Raw genomic sequence first — 18,320 nt, forward strand, 5'->3', positions numbered from 1 at the left:
GGTGTGCAATGAGGTTAATTTGCAACAGCCTGTAAAGCGAATGGTTCACCGGCGGTTGTTTTCTCATTCGCAACCGCTTCAAATGCTGCAAGTACAGCTTCTTCTTTCGTAAGACCTGAATTTTCCATTTTTTCAATCGTGCTGATCATTAATTTGTAGTTTCTAGGTATCACTTTAATAAATCTTCCGACATACTCTTCCCAGTGATCTAATATATGCCGGGCCTTTGGACTTTCTGTATATTGGAAATGCTTCGAAATCATGTCATATACAGTGCGGATTTCTTCTTCATCTTCAAGAGATTCAAATAACACTAATTCCTTATTGGCTGTTCGTTTGAATTTCTCCTGATCATCCGCCAATACGTAAGCAATGCCTCCGGACATACCAGCTGCAAAGTTTTTGCCGACAGATCCGAGAATGACAACACGTCCTCCGGTCATATATTCACAACCGTGATCGCCGACACCTTCAACAACAGCATTCACACCGCTGTTTCTGACACAAAATCTTTCGCCGGCTCGCCCTTGAATATATGCTTCACCGCTCGTTGCACCGTAGAACGCCACATTTCCAATAATGACATTGTCACTTGATGCAAAAGATGCTTCTTTCGGGTGACGGACAATTACTTTTCCGCCGGATAAGCCTTTTCCAATGTAATCATTGGCGTCGCCAGTAAGCGTCATCGTCATTCCTTTCGGTACAAACGCAGCAAAGCTTTGACCTGCTGAGCCGTAGAAATGAAGATTGATCGTATCTTCCGGCAGCCCCTCTTCGCCATATTGTTTTGCAATTTCGCTGCCTGTAATGGTTCCAACGACGCGGTTCACATTTTTAATGTTCAAATGGAGTTCAACTTTTTCTTTCCGTTTAATTGCCTCTTCAACTTTCGGCAATACTTCGTTCACGTCTAATGACTGGTCGATTTTATGGTTTTGCGGACGTGCAAATGTTCGCGGACCCTCCACTTGATAAAGCAAGCGGGATAGGTCAAGATGCTTTGCTTTCCAATGTTTTTTTGCACGGTCGCTAACCTTCAATACATCTACTCTTCCAACCATTTCATCAATAGTTCGGAATCCGAGGCTTGCCATGATTTCGCGAACTTCCTGCGCGATGAAATACATGAAATTAACAACATGCTCTGGCTTGCCCATAAATTTTTCACGAAGTTCAGGATTTTGCGTTGCCACTCCGACTGGACATGTATCAAGATGACATACACGCATCATGACACATCCTAGAACGACTAGAGGAGCGGTTGCAAAACCAAATTCTTCTGCCCCGAACAATGCCGCCATCACAACATCACGGCCTGTCATCAGCTTGCCGTCTGTTTCAAGAACGACTCGGTCACGCAATCCGTTGAGCATAAGCGTTTGATGTGTTTCACTAAGGCCGAGCTCCCACGGAAGTCCGGCATGCTTAATGCTCGTCTTTGGAGATGCCCCGGTACCGCCGTCATAGCCGCTGATTGTAATAACGTCCGCTGCACCTTTCGCAACTCCAGCAGCAATCGTTCCTACTCCAGCTTTTGAAACAAGCTTGACGCTGATTCGGGCATCTCTATTCGCGTTTTTCAAATCATGAATAAGCTGCGCCAAGTCTTCAATTGAATAAATGTCATGGTGCGGAGGCGGTGAAATCAATTCCACACCCGGTGTAGAGCCGCGAACTTTTCCGATCCAAGGATACACCTTTTTGCTTGGCAGCTGTCCGCCCTCACCTGGCTTTGCTCCTTGAGCCATTTTAATTTGCAGCTCGTCAGCATTGACTAAATAATGGATTTTCACGCCGAAGCGGCCGGAAGCTACTTGTTTTATGGCGCTTCGCTTCAAATCTCCATTTTCATCTGGAACATAGCGGTTCGGATCTTCTCCACCTTCACCGCTGTTGCTTTTTCCACCGATGCGGTTCATCGCAACCGCCAATGCTTCATGCGCTTCCTTGCTTAAGGAACCGAAGGACATTGCTCCTGTTTTAAAGCGGCGTACGATCGATTCCACCGGCTCAACTTCTTCAATAGGAATCGGTTTTCTAGATTCATTGAATTCAAACAAGTTGCGCAAAAACGTCACTTGCTCTTCATTGGCCATCTTCGAGTATTCTTTAAATAACTTATAATCGTTTTTCCGGCATGCCCATTGCAGCGTATGGATCGTTTTCGGATTAAATGCATGGTGTTCTCCGTTTCTTCTCCATTGAAATTCGCTGCCTGGATCGAGCGTTTCATCTCGATAAGTTGTTTTAAATCCTTGAGCATGACGCATTTTCGCTTCTTTTTCAATTTCTTTTAATCCGATTCCTCCAATTTGCGAGGCTGTTCCAGTGAAGTATTCCTCGATGACTTCTTCTCCAATGCCGACCGCTTCAAAAATTTGGGCTCCGCGGTAGCTTTGAATCGTAGAAATTCCCATTTTTGACATGACTTTGACGACCCCGTCTGTCACCGCTTTTTTAAATCTTTTTACTGCTTCTTTATATGAATATGGAATCGTTCCCTTTTGAACAGCATTTCGCACTGTTTCTAAAGCTAAATAAGGATTGACCGCATCTACACCATATCCTATTAGAGCCGCAAAATGGTGCACTTCTCTCGCTTCTCCGCATTCAACAATAATGCTTGCTTTCGTGCGGGTTCCTTTTTTCACCATATATTGATGCAGAGCGCTTCCGGCAAGCAGTGCTGGAATTGCTGCATATTCTTCGTTTACTCCGCGATCTGATAAAACTAGAAGTGTAGCGCCGTTTTCCACCGCTTCATCTGCAGCTTGAAAGAGCTGATCCAATGCATTTTTCAAATCATCTTTAAACAAAGCCGGCAAAGTGACGCATTTAAATTCAGGATACGGATTATTTTTCAAAGCAGCGAGTTCTTCATTCGAAAGAATTGGAGATTCTAAGCGAATGCGTCGTGCTGCTGATGGATCAGGATCGAGAATATTTCCTTCTTTTCCTAACAGTGTCATCGTAGAAGTGACGATCGATTCACGAATCGCATCAATCGGAGGATTCGTTACTTGGGCAAACAATTGTTTAAAATAATTAAACAAGCTTTGCGGGCGATCTGACAGCACTGCAAGAGGAGTATCATTTCCCATTGCGCCGATCGGATCTTTTCCATCGATCACCATTGCTGCAATTGTTTTTTCAACATCTTCATACGTATAACCAAACGCTTTTTGGAGTTTGGTTAGATCGTCAACCTTTTCAACATCTTCAGGAACATTGATGTCGAAAATAGAAATCATCTGATCATTGATCCACTGGCGATACGGTTTTTCTTTGGCGATTTCTTCTTTGATTTCCTGATCAGAAATGATTCTTCCTTCTTCCAAGTCAATCAACAGCATTTTTCCTGGACTCAGCCGGTCTTTATAAAGCACATTTTCCGGTTCAACATCAATCACACCGACTTCTGATGAGAAAATAATGTAATCATCTTTCGTCACATAGTAGCGGGCTGGTCTAAGTCCATTGCGGTCCAAAATAGCTCCGATCTGCTTTCCGTCTGTAAACGAGATGGCCGTTGGACCGTCCCACGGCTCCATAAAACAGCTGTGAAACTCATAAAATGCTTTCTTATCATCATCCATTTCATCATCCCAAAACCATGGTTCAGGAATAAGCATCATCGCCGCATGCGCCAGCTTTTTCCCTGCCAACACAAAAAATTCAAAAGCGTTGTCTAAAATGGATGAATCGCTTCCGTTCATATCTAAAATAGGTGTGATTTTTGTCAAATCATCCCCGAAAACGTCTGAAACAAACAGCTTTTCCCTTGCAGCCATCCAATTCACATTGCCGCGCAATGTGTTGATCTCGCCATTATGGATTAAATATCTGTTTGGATGCGCTCTTTCCCAGCTTGGGAACGTATTGGTGCTGAATCGGGAGTGGACTAGAGCAAAAGCTGATTGAAATCTCTCGTCCTGCAAGTCTACATAAAATTCATCTAATTGTTCAGGCGTCAAGAGACCTTTATAAACAATTGTCCGGCTTGATAAACTTGCAAAATAAAATTCATTATTTTGAACAAGACGTTCTGCTTGTTTCCGAATAACATACAGCTTTCTCTCAAAAGTAAGCTCGTCTTGAATATCATCGCTCGCCCCAATAAATACTTGTCTGATGAAAGGTTTGCTCTCTTTTGCAAGCCAACCGATCTTTTCAGAATTTACCGGCACAGTTCTCCAACCTAATAATATTTGTCCTTCTTTTTCAATGATTTTATTGATTTCTGTTTCATAATGTATCCGATCATGTTCACGACTCGGCAAAAAGACCATTCCGACTCCATATCGTCCTTTTTCTGGAAGGTTCATTCGTCCGCAAGCAACTTTAAAATAATTGTGCGGAATTTGAACCATAATGCCTGCACCGTCTCCAGTTTTCGGATCGCTTCCTTGTCCGCCGCGGTGCTCCAATTGACAAAGCATGTGAAGGCCTTTTTTGACAATATCATGAGAAGGTTTCCCCTTCAGATGAGCATATAAACCGATCCCACATGCATCATGTTCAAATTCAGGACGATAGAGACCTTGTGCCTTTGGTAATCCTATCTGTTTCATCTCTTCTCCCCCATTCTCATGCCGATAAGTCTGTATGTATAATTGTAGTTTTCAAAAATAATATTAACAATATATAATTTAGATAATAATAATCTCATTTTGATATAAATTGCTTGGGGGTGAGTCAAATGGAACTGAGACAGCTTATATATTTTTGGGAGGTTGCGAAGAGGGAGCATGTTTCAGAAGCTGCTGAAGCCCTTCATGTCGCACAGTCGGCTATCAGCAGGCAAATAGCAAATTTAGAGGCGGAGCTCGGAGTGGAGCTTTTTGAAAGGGAAGGAAGGAATGTTAAGCTTACTCCAATTGGACGTCATTTTTTGCCCCATGTCGAGACGGCTTTAAAAGCGATTGAACACGCCAAACAGCAAATTGAAGAATTTTTGGATCCGGAAAGAGGAACAGTTAAAATCGGCTTTCCGACCAGCTTGGCAAGCCATACAATGCCGACTGTTATTTCCGCTTTTAAAGCAAAACACCCGAACGTTTCCTTTCATTTGCGACAAGGTTCTTATAAATATTTAATTGAAGCCGTCAAAAAAAGAGAAATCGATTTAGCTTTTCTCGGTCCTATTCCGACGGATGACAACGATGTGAAAGGGGATATTTTATTTACGGAATCCTTTGCAGCCCTTTTGCCGCACAATCATCCGCTTGCGCACAAAAAAAGCTTAGTGCTGACTGAATTGCGTAATGAACCGTTTGTGACGTTTCCAGAAGGTTATATTTTGCATAAAATCGTGCATGAAGCGTGTCAACAGGCTGGATTTTCCCCAATTATTTCATCGGAAGGGGAAGATTTAGATGCCATCAAAGGGCTCGTATCGGCAGAAATTGGCGTAACATTGCTGCCTGAAAGCACTTTTTATGAAACAATGCCTCGTTTTACGGTAAAAATTCCGATTGAAATGCCTCGTGTAAGCAGAAATGTCGGCATTATTATATCGAAAAATTACGAGCTGGCCCCGTCCGTTAAAGTGTTTTATCAATTTGCAAAAGAGTTTTTCTCAGTACTAGAAAAATATCAATAAAAAAGATGCTCTTCCAACACGACGCTGGAAGAGCGGAACGGCTGTCAATTCTTATTATCGAAGCCGGAGGTTGTAAAAACTATCAGAGGTCTTGCAGATGTTTTAGAGCTGTCAATTCTTATTATCGAAGCCGGAGGCCTGGCACATCGGATCGTTTGCTGAGTGACAAGCTTCCGGCTTCTAATTCTTTCAAAGCTCTATTGGTTTGCTACCTCTTTTATAATGGCGACAACTAATTCTGCTGTTTTGACAAGCTCCTCGATCGGCATTTTTTCATTTGTTGTATGAATTTCCTCATAACCAACAGCAAGATTAACAGTCGGAATGCCGAAGCCAGCGATAATATTCGCATCGCTTCCGCCCCCGCTTTTTAACAATCTGCTCTCTCTGCCGATTGTTTTGATAGCTTTTTTAGCAATTTGAACGACCTTATCTTCATCGGTAAACGTAAATCCGGGATACATTACGTTAATATCCACTTCTGCTTTTGCCCCCATTTCGGCAGCAGCTGTTTCAAAAGCTTCCTTCATTTTTTGTACTTGCTGCTCCAATTTTTCAGGTACAAGTGAACGCGCTTCAGCTAAAATATCAACGCGGTCGCATACGATATTTGTTTGCGTTCCCCCTTCAAAACGGCCGATATTTGCCGTTGTTTCTTCATCGATTCGGCCTAAAGGCATATTGGCAACTGCTTTTGCTGCAACGGTAATAGCGGAAATTCCTTTTTCTGGCGCAACCCCGGCATGAGCGGTTTTTCCATGAATCGTCGCTTTAATTTTTGCATGTGTCGGCGCCGAAACAATAATGTCTCCAACTTTTCCGTCACTGTCCAATGCATACCCGTATTGCGCGGTAATCAATTTTGAATCAAGCGCTTTTGCCCCAATTAAACCTGATTCTTCTCCAACCGTAATGACAAACTCGATTTTCCCGTGAGGAATGTTATTTTCTTTTAATACACGCACCGCTTCCAGCATTGCGGCAAGGCCCGCTTTATCATCAGCGCCTAAAATCGTTGTTCCGTCCGTCACAATATATCCGTTTTGTATAGAAGGTTTTACCCCTTTTCCAGGTACGACCGTATCCATATGAGAGGTAAAATAAATCGTATCAACGCCTTCTTTCGTCGCCTCTAGCGTACAAATTAAATTTCCTGCTCCATGTCCTGTTTTTTCAATTGATTCGTCTTCTATTACTTGTAGTCCAAGCTCGGTAAATTTTTGCTTTAATACATTTGCTATTTCCCGTTCAAATTTTGTTTCTGAATCAATTTTCACGAGTTCTAAAAATTCATTCACTAGCCGGTTTTCCTGAACCATTTTGTCTTTCCTCCTAATTATGTATTCATGTTTAGTGTAACCGATTTTGATTCCGCTTGTGAAATCAAAAAGAAGCTGTCGATGAAGGTTGTCCCCTCTAAAAAATCGTTGTACAATGTTTTATAAATCATGTATGTGGAGGGAATCATGATGACAAGCAAAAAAATGCAAAAGTGGGTTGTTTATATTATGTTAGGTTCATTGCTGATCACCTCAATTTTAACAGGCATCACTATGTGGCTTTAAAAATTCAACATGCACTTTTTACACCACATAGGCTGTTTGGTGAAAAACAATTTCTTTCAAATCGGTGCTTCCTCCTCTCGATTGCTCGTCCTCATACTACCTTTTGTTACATATTTTCCGATAAAGTCCATGAATTCCGCACATTCATTTTCGCAAAATCAATCTCGTCCGCTGCGGACTTTTGGCATCGTTGCCGCGAATTTTTTTACAGATCACGCTGATTTATTCCATAGCTGTTCACGAATATTTTCAGATCATGCGAACCGATATGGTGAACATTCTTAGCCGATTTTTTTCAGCAGACACGGTCCATTCTTCTGTTTGTATTTTGAAAAGTGCAGCTCATAAAGGCGTTTCTTCTAAACATATGTACGAAAAAAGCATTGACACGATCTCTCGTTTTATTGTGCTCAATGACAAGCGCTTCATCCTTTTCCTTTTTTGGCGTCGGCAAGACCTTTAAACTGGCTTTTAATAATTAAATATTGCTCCATTTCATATAAAAAATGATAAAGCCTTGCTCTCGTTTCAAATTCCTTTCTTGTTTTCGGAAGCGGTGCCCTTTCCATCTCTTTTTTGATGTCATCTAGCTTTTTTAAAAATTTCTTTGCTGTATTTCCGGAATGAATGTTGTCTTTTAACTCTTCAATAAACTGTGCAATAAGGTGCGCTTGTTCTACGTTTGCGGTGATCATCGTGAACGTCGGCAGCACTCGTTCAATGATTTCAAATTGTTTTTCTCTCATTTTAAAATATGCATAATATTGGTCTTCATGTCTTAGCAAACGATTTTCTACATTTCGGAGCGCCAATCCTTTCCCTTTTTCAATGAGATCGGCTGTCTCAGGAATTTCTTTTCCATCCCACGTATAGTCGCCTTCTCTTAAAAAAGCTACAATTTTTTCAAAAATAACCGCAAAGTTTTTTTCTACTTCTTTTCGATAAACATTAAGGTCATTTTCCAAGCTCGGCATATACAGATTCATTAAGAGCGCTACTCCGATCCCTGTCACAATAATCAAAAGTTCGTTTTGAACAATATCCAGCGTTATTTGACCTGCTTCATATAAGTGCAAAATAATAACAGCGCTCGTTACAATGCCTTCTGTCGTTTTAAAAAGCACCATTGTCGGTATGAAAAAAAGCAACAGAAATCCAATGACAATTGGATGGTAACCAAAAATTTCAAAAAAAAGAAAAGAAAACATCATTCCCGTTATACAAGCAAAAAACCTGGACCAAGCGCTTTTCAATGATTTCTTTTTTGTTACTTGAATACAAAGAATCGCGATGATGCCGGTGGAAACAAAATGGTTTAAATCCATCAGCTGTGCTAAAAATATCGATAGAGAAGCACCTATCGCTGTTTTTAACGTACGATAACCGATTTTAAATTTTCTCATTACTCATCACCATCATTTGCCTATTCTCTTTTCGAAATAAAAAAGGCGCCACATCTAAAAATGGCAGCCTTTTCTTTTTATACTTCGTCACAATATTGCTCGAATGCCTCTTGCAATTTTTGGACAACAGACATCGGCTCATGTCCTTCGATTTCATGGCGTTCAATCATGGTAACGAGCTTTCCATCCTTGAGCAGCGCAAAAGATGGAGAAGACGGCGGATAACCGGTAAAATAAGATCTAGCTCGTTCCGTAGCTTCTTTATCTTGACCTGCAAATACAGTCACTAATTGATCAGGACGTTTATCATAATGAAGCGCATGATATGCAGCCGGTCTTGCGATTCCGCCTGCACAGCCGCAAACAGAATTAACCATTACTAAAGTGGTTCCTTTTTTCGTTAAAGCTTCATCCACTTCTTCCGGTGTTTTCAATTCCGTATAGCCAGCGGCAACGATTTCCTCACGCGCTTGGCGAACTATGTCGTTCATGAAGAAATTAAAATCGATGCTCATTCATTCGCACCCCTTTCCCTTTTTTTCACCATTATATTGTTATCTTACAATAACAGCAATCTTTGAAGCAAATGTTAACCAATGTTGCTTAAGCATTATTTCTAATAACTCAAAGGACTAATATACGGATGTCGTTTCTTTCGAAATACCTTCTAATATTTGTTTTACTCTTTGCAAAAATCTTCCGCATACAACCCCATCTAATACTCTATGATCGAGAGAAAGGCAGAGATTCACCATATCGCGCACGGCGATCATTCCGTTTTTCATGACAACTAATCTTTTCACAATCGTTTCTACTTGCAGCAAAGCCGCTTGTGGATAGTTAATAATTCCCATTGATTGAATAGAGCCAAATGAACCTGTGTTGTTAACGGTAAATGTACCGCCTTCCATTTCCTTCGCTTCTATCGTTCCCGTTCTAACCTTTAAAGCAAGCTCGTTAATTTCTCGAGCAATTCCTTTAATGGATTTTTCATCAGCGTGTTTAATAACTGGTACATAAAGCGCATCATCTGTTGCAACAGCGATCGAAATATTAATGTCTTTCTTTTGAATAATTTTATCCCCCGCCCAAGTCGAATTCATTTGCGGATATTCTTTCAACGCTTCTGCAACGCTTTTCACAAAAAACGGGAAAAATGTTAAAGGAAAACCTTCTTTTGCTTTAAATTCTTCCTTGATCGAATTTCTTAACTCAACTAACCCAGTTACATCGACCTCAATCATCATCCAAGCATGGGGAATTTCTGTTTTGCTTCGCGCCATATTTTGAGCAATGGCTTTGCGCACCCCAGAAACAGGAATTTCAGTATCACCGGCTGTTTTAGGTGATTTATAGGATTTCGTTTCTTGGATCAAGGAGCCCTTTTTCGGTATATTACCTGCTTCAATCAGTTTCAACACATCTTTTCGGGTAATTCTTCCGAAAGCTCCCGTTCCGTTGACTTTTTCTAAATCAATATCATGTTCTTGAGCTAGCCGGAGCACTGCCGGAGAATACCTGTTTTTCATAGTCTTCTTTTCCGTTTCTTCTTTTTCAGCCGGCTGATGGTCATTAGCATAAAGACTGTCTTTTGGCTGAATGTTTTTTTCTTGTTCAACCGCCACAGCCTCCACTTCAATTCTGCAAATAACTTCGCCAACTTGGAGAGTATCTCCCTCCTCAGCTAAAAGCTCTTTAATTACACCTGTATATGATGAAGGAACTTCTGCATTCACTTTATCCGTCATAACTTCTGCAATGGGATCGTATTTGTTGACCTTATCGCCGATGGAGACGAGCCACTTGCTGATTGTTCCTTCTGTCACGCTTTCTCCTAATTGAGGCATTTTCATTTCTTCGATTAGCACGTTGATTCCTCCTTGAGATTAGGGTCAACTTTTAAAACTCTGCCAATTCTCTCATCGCTTTTTCAATTTTTTCTGCATTCATCATAAAAAATTTTTCCATTGTCGGTGCAAATGGCATCGCAGGTACATCCGGGCCTGCAAGCCGTTTAATTGGTGCATCAAGATCAAACAAACAATGCTCTGCAATAATGGCGGATACCTCGCTCATTACACTGCCTTCTTTATTATCCTCAGTCACGAGAAGCACCTTGCCGGTTTTTGAAGCGGCCTCAATAATAGCCTCCTGATCAAGCGGATATACCGTTCTTAAATCTAAAAGGTGGACAGAAATTCCATCTTTTTCTAATCGTTCAGCTGCCTGCAGAGCAAAATGAACGCACAATCCATATGTAATAACGGTAATGTCATCCCCTTCCAGCTTGACATCCGCCTTTCCAATCGGCAAAACATAATCATCTGCCGGAACTTCCCCTTTAATGAGCCTGTATGCCCGCTTATGTTCAAAAAATAAGACAGGATCATCATCGCGTATCGCTGCTTTTAATAATCCTTTTACGTCATACGGCGTAGAAGGTATGACAATTTTCAAACCGGGCTGGTTGGCAAATACCGCTTCAACAGACTGAGAATGGTATAAAGCACCGTGCACTCCTCCGCCAAACGGCGCCCGAATCGTAATCGGACAGTTCCAGTCATTGTTGGAGCGATACCGTATTTTCGCTGCTTCTGAAATAATTTGATTGACAGCCGGCATAATAAAATCAGCAAATTGTATTTCACAAACAGGGCGCATTCCGTACATGGCCGCTCCTATTCCAACGCCAGCGATAGCAGATTCAGCAAGGGGAGCATCGATTACCCTCTCTTCTCCAAACTGTTCATATAACCCTTGAGTCGCTTTAAAAACTCCTCCTTTTTTCCCGACATCTTCTCCTAGTAGAAATACTTTTTCATCTCGCTCCATTTCCTCACGAAGTGCAGCTGTAACTGCTTCGATATATGACATAATTGGCATCTTTTTTCCTCCTTCAGTTTCCATACACATGTTTCAGTGCATGTTCCGGAGCCGCATAAGGCGCATTTTCTGCATAATCAGTTGCTTCATCGATTATGCTTGCAATTTTCGTCTGCATATTTTGTTCCAATTCCTCTGTTAACAATCCAATTTCTTTTAAATAGGATGCAAACGTATAAATCGGATCTTTTTTCTTAGCTTCTTCGATTTCTTCTTTTGTCCGGTAGCTCCGATCATCATCATCGCTCGAATGGGGTGTAAGGCGGTGCACAAGCGTTTCAACCAATGTCGGTCCCTCTCCTCGGACAGCTCTTTCTCTCGCTTCCTTCACAACTTTATACACTTCAAGAGGATCGTTTCCATCTACAGTCACCCCGTGCATGCCGTACCCTGCTGCTCTGTCTGACACTTTTTCGCAAGCTAATTGCTTTTGAATCGGAACGCTGATGGCGTATTGGTTATTTTCACACATCAAAATGACAGGTAATTTATGTACTCCAGCAAAATTCGCCCCTTCATGAAAATCTCCTTGGTTCGATGATCCTTCCCCAAAGGAAACAAATGTGACAAAATCCTTTTTATCGATTTTTCCTGCTAAGGCGATCCCAGCTGCATGAGGAACTTGAGTTGTAACAGGGGATGAACCAGTTACAATCCGATTTTTCTTTTGGCCGAAATGTCCTGGCATTTGCCTGCCCCCGGAATTCGGGTCTTCCGCTTTTGCAAATGCTGATAGCATTAATTCTTTCACGGTCATTCCAAAGTGCAGGACAACGCCTACATCACGGTAGTAAGGCAAGATATAATCCTTTGTTTTGTCCAAGGCAAAGGCTGCACCAACTTGAGCGCCTTCATGCCCTTGACATGAGATGACAAATGGGATTTTTCCTGCTCGGTTTAAAAGCCACATCCGTTCGTCCACTTTTCTTGCAAGAAGCATCGTTTCATACATGTTTAATACGTCCTGATCCGTTAAACCTAAAGACTGATGACGATTTTTGGGCATGACAAGACCTCCCTAGCTTATATATGTATTGCTTTGCCATTTACCGCAAGAGCCGCTTCCATTATCCCTTCTGACAATGTTGGATGGGCATGAATCGTACGGGAGAGTTCCCAAGAGCTTGCATCGAGAAAGCTTGCTAAACTTCCTTCAGAAATCAGCTCTGTTGCATTTGGTCCGATAATATGAATTCCTAAAAGATCATCGGTCTTTTCATCTGCGACAATTTTGACAAACCCTTGCGGTTCTCCATAAATGAGCGCTTTTCCAACTCCTTGAAAAGGAAATTTTCCGATTTTGATGGTATAGCCTTTTTCCCTCGCTTCTTGTTCTGTTAAACCGATACTTGCAGCTGCAGGATTCGAATAAATACATTTAGGGACTTTTTTGTAGTCAATTGGCAAAACATTCTCTCCTGCAATATGTTCTACGGCGCGTATTCCTTCTTGCGATGCGACATGGGCAAGCTGAAGACCGCCGATGACATCACCGACTGCATAGATGTTTGATTCCTTTGTTTGATAAAACTCGTTTGTCACAATATAGCCATTATGGATTTCAATTTCGGTATTTTCCAATCCAATTCCTTCTGTGTTCCCTTTTCTCCCTATTGACAACAGCAGTTTTTCACTGTGCAAACTGATTTCTTGTCCATCCTGTTCGATGAACACTGTGATTCCGTTTTGTATTTCTGTTTTTTCAGGCAAAATCGATATATTCGTAAAAATGCGGACTCCTTTTTTCCTCATTAGCCGTTCCATTTCTTTACTTATTTCAATATCTTCTGACGGCAAAATTCGATCCGCCATTTCAAGGATCGTGACTTCAACTCCGAAATCAGAGAGCATAGATGCCCATTCCATTCCAATCACTCCGCCGCCCACAATGATCATAGATGAAGGAAGGCGTTGTAATTGCAATGCTTCATCTGACGTCAAAATAGTCTCGCCGTCAATCGTTAATCCAGGCAATTCACGAGGGCGCGATCCAGTTGCAATAATAACGTATTTCGGAAGTAAAATTTGGTTTTCCTCCCCGTTTTCCATCTCTACAGAAACTGTTCCTGGCTGCGGAGAAAAGATGGACGCACCTAAAATTCGTCCGATGCCATGAAACACATCGATCTTTCCCTTTTTGACTAATTGCCTGACCCCTTGATAAAGTTGAGAAACTATCTTTTCCTTCCGCTCCTGCACTTTATCAAAATTGACTTGAACATTGGACAGCTCGATTCCAAAGTCGCTGCTTTTTTTTGATTGAGCAAATATTTCAGCGCTTCGCAATAAAACTTTGCTCGGGATGCAGCCCGAATGCAAACAGGTCCCTCCAAGCTTTGATTTTTCAACAATAGCTGTTTTCATTCCGAGCTGGGATGCCCGGATCGCTGTAACATATCCTGCCGTTCCTCCTCCTAAAATCACTACATCATATTCTTTGGCCATGAAACTCTCCTTCCTTCATCTCTTCTATGTATGCTAAAAAACCGATTTTTAAAAATATTTATATAGAAAAGACGTATGCTCCTTGTCCATTCATCGTTAATAAAATGGCATATCTTCATCATAACATGTTTATTTGTATTGACAAATTGTAATATGATCGTAAAAATGAAATTGATTCGCTCTATTTTAACAGAAAGGGATATAAAGTCAAATGATAAGGCTTATTGCATTGTTGATTATGGTGATTCCAGGGATCCTGGCGGTTTACGGAATTAAATTAATGAGAGACATGCTTTTTGGCATTTTACAGCCCCCGTTTCCTTACTTATGGCTGCAATTTTTAATGGGTTTATTATTTTTCCTAGCAGGATTGTTCTTTATAGGAGGATTTATTTTGCATAGAGATAGAAAACGCAATCGAGTTCAGCCGCGTTTTCAGAAAAAAAGTAACCGCCGTTAGGCTCAGCGGTTACTTTTTTTTCAGGAGGCCTTATGCTCCAATCTCAATTTATCTGCCACCATTGCAATAAATTCCGAGTTCGTCGGTTTGGCTTTTGACATGCTGACTGTGTAGCCAAACAGCGATGAGATAGATTCAATGTTGCCGCGGCTCCATGCTACTTCAATAGCATGGCGGATAGCACGTTCCACACGGCTTGCCGTTGTGTTAAATTTTTTCGCAATATCTGGATAAAGCACTTTTGTAATCGATCCTAACAGCTCGATATCATTATAAACCATGGAAATCGCTTCTCTTAAATATAAATATCCTTTGATGTGCGCAGGAACCCCGATTTCATGAATAATGCTTGTAATACTAGCGTCTAGATTGTCATTTTTATTTTCAGAAACAGCAGAGCCAGATTTATGTAAAGATATATTTTTCATTAGAGGCGAAGGCTTTCCACTCACTTGACGAATATTTCCAGCCAGCTGTTCCATATCGAACGGTTTTAAAATAAAATAAGCAGCCCCTAGGTCGACCGCTTTTTTCGTTACATCCTCCTGGCCAAAAGCAGTTAACATGATTACGTTCGGCTTTTTCGCTTTGTTTAGCTCCTTGAGCTTTTGCAGTACTGCTAATCCATCTAAATGGGGCATAATGATATCCAAAACAAGGACGTCCGGGCTTTTTTCATTCAAAATATTTAAACATTCCTGACCATTGTAAGCAACGCCGATTACTTCCATATCCTCCTGGCTGGATAAATATTCATCCAAAAGGGCAACAAGCTCTCGATTATCATCAACAATACATACTTTAATTTTTTCCACACGCACTCCTCCCAATCCTCTTTACAAAATTATACATTGTTTGATCTACAAGATATTTTCGACAACTTTACAGAGAATCCTTTTCCTTTTTTAAAAAAAGTGAAAAATTATGTGTTTTTTCAAAGTTCTTCTTATTATGACTGTAGTTGAGCAATTTTCATTACAATAATTACCATGTAAAAAGAGACAAACGGAGTACCCCTTATGCCACATGAAGCTGTTTTTTAACGACATCAATGGGAATATCTTGTTTCGCTGCATCGTAAATAAACTCCACGAGGCTATGTCCTTTCTTCTTTCGAAGGAAGTCAAGCCCGGTAGAGAAATCGCTGTTGGATTCGACCATACTGTACACATAAGCGAGTTGCACCAAGATCCAATACCGTTTCACCGCCCGACGTTGACGAACGCGGTACCCATCGAGCTTCAGCTGGTCTTTCGCTTGTCGAAAAAAGCATTCGATCGACCAACGCTGGGCATAGTAGCGCAAGATCTCTTCATCGCTTAGCTCCCGGTCGGTGCTCAAGACGCAGTGAAGATGTTCAGGTGTCATCGGCTGATCGGCTTTCCAAGCCAACAACACAACGGCATCATCGAGACCTTTCAGCGCTCCCTCGTAGCGATACACGCGATAACGCTCTTCTCCCACCGTGACGAGATGGGTGTCGTTCGGTTCGATATAGCGGGCAAACTGTTTGGCTTGGATGGCGATGCCTTTTGGATAAAGAACCCGATTCGTCTTGAGCATCGCAATGACGTGGAATCCTTTTTTCAGGCAGGCTTCCACGAGTGTTTTCGATGGGTACCAAGAATCCATCAGCACATAAACAGAACCGTGCACATCCAAAGAAGAAAGCATCTCGATGGCCCATTGACCCTTGCTTTTCCCATCCGCCTTGTCGTAGAGGCGAAACGCAAAGGGAAAGGCTTGCGTCATCGTATGAACCATGAGCCAGACGAGAGAGTGTCCCCAAATCGACTTTTTGTCCGCGTGAGAATAATGCCAATTACACCCTTCAATAGCGTGTTTCGCCTGTGACGAAGGCTTCGTTTTTCGGCAGATCGTATCATCGATCGAAACAAAAATGGGGTGATTCTTTCGCTTGGCCGTTCGTTCCACATGACGAAGCATCCACTGCTGGAGTTTGCGAAGCAAGATTTCTTCATCCCAAGGGCTTTTCGTGAAAAAATGGCTCAGTGTCGTTCGATGGTTGGGATGAAAGCTCTCATGATGCAGATCGGTCAAGGTTCCCACAAATCCTTTCGTTGTCAGCGCATCGATAATATGAACGAGATGCTTCATGACCGGCTTAGAGAAATAAAGGGCCAGCCCCAACATTGCGAAAAACTTGTCGATTCCTTGGTGATGTGGTAGTCTATTCATGAGACATGAACCTCCTTGAGAATGGTTTGGTGACACATCTATTCTAATCAAGGAATCGGGTTCATGTCTCCTTTTTTGTTCGGATGTAAATTTATGTTAGTGAATTTGCTCATCTACAGTTATGAATAAAGTTTTCGATTTCAACCAAAATTCTCCTCTAACAAACATAAACAGCGTTTTTGTAATAAATATGTATGTCGAATTAAATAAATTTATACATAAATTTTCGCTTTGATTCAACCAGTACACTTCCCTTGCTTTTAAACAAACAGCACACTTCATAAAATTCCTTTATGTGAACGTGACGTTTTTCGCAAAAGGATTTATGTCAGAGCACTGCATCATGTAATAAGAAAAAGCGAGTACGTTAACTCGCTTTTTGCTGCTTTTCGTCAATACTAATCCCTGCATCTTGCAGCATCCATTCAATGTGAACACCGTAACCAGATGTCGGATCATTGACAAATACATGAGTCACAGCGCCAACCAGTTTTCCATCTTGAATGATTGGACTGCCGCTCATTCCTTGAACAATGCCTCCTGTTTTCTTAAGCAACTCCTTATCTGTCACTTTTATGACCATGCCTTTTGTTGCAGGAAACTTTTGATTCACTGTACTGACAATTTCCACATCAAATGCTTCCACTTTATTTTGATCTACCACTGTTAAAATTTTTGCAGGACCTTCTTTTACTTGATGTGAGAAAGCAACTGGTATCGGTTTGTCCATAATTCCGTTTTTCACTTCTTGATTCAGCCTGCCAAATATGCCGAATGGACTGTTTTTTGAAATAGAGCCGATCACTTCATGTTTTTCTGAAAATCTTGCTAATTTTTCACCTGGACTTCCGCCTCTTCCTTTTTCAATCGACGTTACCGTTGAGCGGACAATTTTTCCATTTTCAACCACAATCGGTTTTTTTGTATCCATATCTGATATAACGTGACCAAGAGCACCGTATTTTTTTGATTTCGGATCATAAAACGTCATCGTTCCAATGCCTGCTGCAGAATCCCGTATATAGAGACCGATACGATACGTTTTGTCGCTTTTGTCTTTGACTGGTGTCAATTTCGTGTTGAGAACTTTGTTGTTGCGTTTTACTTCGATCGCTAAAGGGCGGCCTGTTCTTCCTGCTTCTTGTATAAATGGAATAATATCACTCATTTTTTCTATTTTTGTCCCATTAATTTTTGTTATCATATCGCCGACTTCTACACCTGCCGATTCACCCGGTGATTTTTTTCCGGCTTCAGTTTCAATTTGGTGAAAGCCGACTACTAAAACACCAAGTGTATTTAACTTAACACCGATCGATTGGCCTCCAGGAATTACCTTTAATTCCGGGAGAACTTTGACATTCACGTTTTTAACCGGCATGCCTTTTATTTCATAGAGAATTTGTCCATCTCCAGATTTCGTGCCTTTTAGCAGCAATTCGTCCCCGCTTTCCGACACTTTTAAAGCGTTCTGAACATCCTGAACTTGAGCTTGAGCTGGAATAACATTTTTTTCTATTGTATAAACGTCATGTTCAAAAATGGTGATTGTTTTCGGAATGTGTAAATATTGTCGCACCTCTTTTGAAAAGCCTAAACTGATTAAAGAAACAAGGAGAATCGTACCAATTATTTTTCTGATGTATTCTAAAGTCATTTCTTCACTCTCCTCGCTCCTAACCCACACCATATGACTATTTCACATGGCTACATCTAATAATTTTTCCTTGAGCGAGGCCATTTATAACTTTTTCTTAAAG

General features: G+C 41.3%; 14 protein-coding genes. 3 read left to right on the top strand and 11 right to left on the bottom strand.

Translation table 11 applies throughout. The features are described 5' to 3' along the window. Positions 1 to 14: 14 nt before the first annotated feature. Positions 15 to 4,574, bottom strand: a complete 4,560-nt coding sequence (gene gltB / locus NSS70_RS13790) for a glutamate synthase large subunit (protein ID WP_063388145.1) — start codon at positions 4,572 to 4,574, stop codon at positions 15 to 17. 128 nt (positions 4,575 to 4,702) lie between these two features. Here gltB and NSS70_RS13795 point away from each other — a divergent pair, with 128 nt between their 5' ends. Beyond that, positions 4,703 to 5,605, top strand: a complete 903-nt coding sequence (locus NSS70_RS13795) for a LysR family transcriptional regulator (RefSeq protein WP_063388144.1) — start codon at positions 4,703 to 4,705, stop codon at positions 5,603 to 5,605. A gap of 197 nt (positions 5,606 to 5,802) precedes the next feature. Here the strand turns inward: NSS70_RS13795 and NSS70_RS13800 are convergent, their stop codons facing one another. Continuing rightward, positions 5,803 to 6,924 carry a tripeptidase T gene (locus NSS70_RS13800; protein ID WP_063388143.1) on the bottom strand — a complete coding sequence of 374 codons (1,122 nt, stop codon included), beginning with the start codon at positions 6,922 to 6,924 and terminating at the stop codon, positions 5,803 to 5,805. A 147-nt stretch (positions 6,925 to 7,071) separates the two neighbouring features. Between NSS70_RS13800 and prli42 the strand changes: the two genes are divergently transcribed. Continuing rightward, the gene (prli42, locus tag NSS70_RS13805) at positions 7,072 to 7,170 is read left to right on the top strand and encodes a stressosome-associated protein Prli42 (RefSeq protein ID WP_232515568.1); all 99 of its coding nucleotides are present in this window, start codon (positions 7,072 to 7,074) and stop codon (positions 7,168 to 7,170) included. Between the two features lie 425 nt (positions 7,171 to 7,595). Here the strand turns inward: prli42 and NSS70_RS13810 are convergent, their stop codons facing one another. From NSS70_RS13810 to lpdA, 6 genes are all read right to left on the bottom strand, one after another. After that, the gene (locus NSS70_RS13810; RefSeq protein WP_063388142.1) at positions 7,596 to 8,573 is read right to left on the bottom strand and encodes an aromatic acid exporter family protein; all 978 of its coding nucleotides are present in this window, start codon (positions 8,571 to 8,573) and stop codon (positions 7,596 to 7,598) included. Between the two features lie 77 nt (positions 8,574 to 8,650). After that, on the bottom strand, positions 8,651 to 9,088 hold the full coding sequence (locus NSS70_RS13815) for a BrxA/BrxB family bacilliredoxin (protein WP_063388141.1): 438 nt from the start codon (positions 9,086 to 9,088) through the stop codon (positions 8,651 to 8,653). Between the two features lie 117 nt (positions 9,089 to 9,205). Further along, positions 9,206 to 10,441: a dihydrolipoamide acetyltransferase family protein gene (locus NSS70_RS13820; protein WP_063388140.1), complete on the bottom strand. Its 1,236-nt coding sequence runs from the start codon at positions 10,439 to 10,441 to the stop codon at positions 9,206 to 9,208. Between the two features lie 31 nt (positions 10,442 to 10,472). Continuing rightward, on the bottom strand, positions 10,473 to 11,456 hold the full coding sequence (locus NSS70_RS13825; protein ID WP_063388139.1) for an alpha-ketoacid dehydrogenase subunit beta: 984 nt from the start codon (positions 11,454 to 11,456) through the stop codon (positions 10,473 to 10,475). A gap of 13 nt (positions 11,457 to 11,469) precedes the next feature. Continuing rightward, entirely contained in the window at positions 11,470 to 12,462 is a 993-nt protein-coding gene (locus tag NSS70_RS13830; protein WP_063388138.1) for a thiamine pyrophosphate-dependent dehydrogenase E1 component subunit alpha, read from the bottom strand. Positions 12,463 to 12,479: 17 nt separating this feature from the next. Further along, positions 12,480 to 13,901 carry a dihydrolipoyl dehydrogenase gene (gene lpdA, locus NSS70_RS13835; RefSeq protein ID WP_063388137.1) on the bottom strand — a complete coding sequence of 474 codons (1,422 nt, stop codon included), beginning with the start codon at positions 13,899 to 13,901 and terminating at the stop codon, positions 12,480 to 12,482. A 211-nt stretch (positions 13,902 to 14,112) separates the two neighbouring features. Between lpdA and NSS70_RS13840 the strand changes: the two genes are divergently transcribed. After that, entirely contained in the window at positions 14,113 to 14,361 is a 249-nt protein-coding gene (locus NSS70_RS13840) for a DUF2627 domain-containing protein (RefSeq protein WP_063388136.1), read from the top strand. 20 nt (positions 14,362 to 14,381) lie between these two features. Here the strand turns inward: NSS70_RS13840 and spo0A are convergent, their stop codons facing one another. The 3 genes from spo0A to spoIVB all read right to left on the bottom strand — a co-directional run bounded on the left by spo0A (position 14,382) and on the right by spoIVB (position 18,217). After that, positions 14,382 to 15,176, bottom strand: coding sequence for a sporulation transcription factor Spo0A (gene spo0A, locus NSS70_RS13845; RefSeq protein ID WP_063388135.1), 795 nt, complete (start codon positions 15,174 to 15,176; stop codon positions 14,382 to 14,384). A gap of 202 nt (positions 15,177 to 15,378) precedes the next feature. Beyond that, positions 15,379 to 16,560, bottom strand: a complete 1,182-nt coding sequence (locus NSS70_RS13850) for an IS701 family transposase (RefSeq protein ID WP_063388773.1) — start codon at positions 16,558 to 16,560, stop codon at positions 15,379 to 15,381. A 367-nt stretch (positions 16,561 to 16,927) separates the two neighbouring features. Next, on the bottom strand, positions 16,928 to 18,217 hold the full coding sequence (gene spoIVB / locus NSS70_RS13855) for a SpoIVB peptidase (RefSeq protein WP_311066312.1): 1,290 nt from the start codon (positions 18,215 to 18,217) through the stop codon (positions 16,928 to 16,930). Positions 18,218 to 18,320 lie beyond the last annotated feature (103 nt).

This window comes from Aeribacillus sp. FSL K6-2848 (genome assembly GCF_038004325.1).
Taxonomy (GTDB): Bacteria; Bacillota; Bacilli; order Bacillales; family Aeribacillaceae; genus Aeribacillus; species Aeribacillus composti.

Excerpts from the sequence above, each read along its gene's own strand:
- NSS70_RS13840 (WP_063388136.1), top strand. The coding sequence starts at position 14,113 with ATGATAAGGCTTATTGCATTGTTGATTATGGTGATTCCAGGGATCCTG.
- NSS70_RS13800 (WP_063388143.1), bottom strand. The coding sequence starts at position 6,924 with ATGGTTCAGGAAAACCGGCTAGTGAATGAATTTTTAGAACTCGTGAAA.
- lpdA (WP_063388137.1), bottom strand. The coding sequence starts at position 13,901 with ATGGCCAAAGAATATGATGTAGTGATTTTAGGAGGAGGAACGGCAGGA.
- NSS70_RS13830 (WP_063388138.1), bottom strand. The coding sequence starts at position 12,462 with ATGCCCAAAAATCGTCATCAGTCTTTAGGTTTAACGGATCAGGACGTA.
- NSS70_RS13850 (WP_063388773.1), bottom strand. The coding sequence starts at position 16,560 with ATGAATAGACTACCACATCACCAAGGAATCGACAAGTTTTTCGCAATG.
- gltB (WP_063388145.1), bottom strand. The coding sequence starts at position 4,574 with ATGAAACAGATAGGATTACCAAAGGCACAAGGTCTCTATCGTCCTGAA.
- NSS70_RS13825 (WP_063388139.1), bottom strand. The coding sequence starts at position 11,456 with ATGCCAATTATGTCATATATCGAAGCAGTTACAGCTGCACTTCGTGAG.
- prli42 (WP_232515568.1), top strand. The coding sequence starts at position 7,072 with ATGATGACAAGCAAAAAAATGCAAAAGTGGGTTGTTTATATTATGTTA.
- spoIVB (WP_311066312.1), bottom strand. The coding sequence starts at position 18,217 with ATGACTTTAGAATACATCAGAAAAATAATTGGTACGATTCTCCTTGTT.
- NSS70_RS13795 (WP_063388144.1), top strand. The coding sequence starts at position 4,703 with ATGGAACTGAGACAGCTTATATATTTTTGGGAGGTTGCGAAGAGGGAG.
- NSS70_RS13815 (WP_063388141.1), bottom strand. The coding sequence starts at position 9,088 with ATGAGCATCGATTTTAATTTCTTCATGAACGACATAGTTCGCCAAGCG.
- NSS70_RS13810 (WP_063388142.1), bottom strand. The coding sequence starts at position 8,573 with ATGAGAAAATTTAAAATCGGTTATCGTACGTTAAAAACAGCGATAGGT.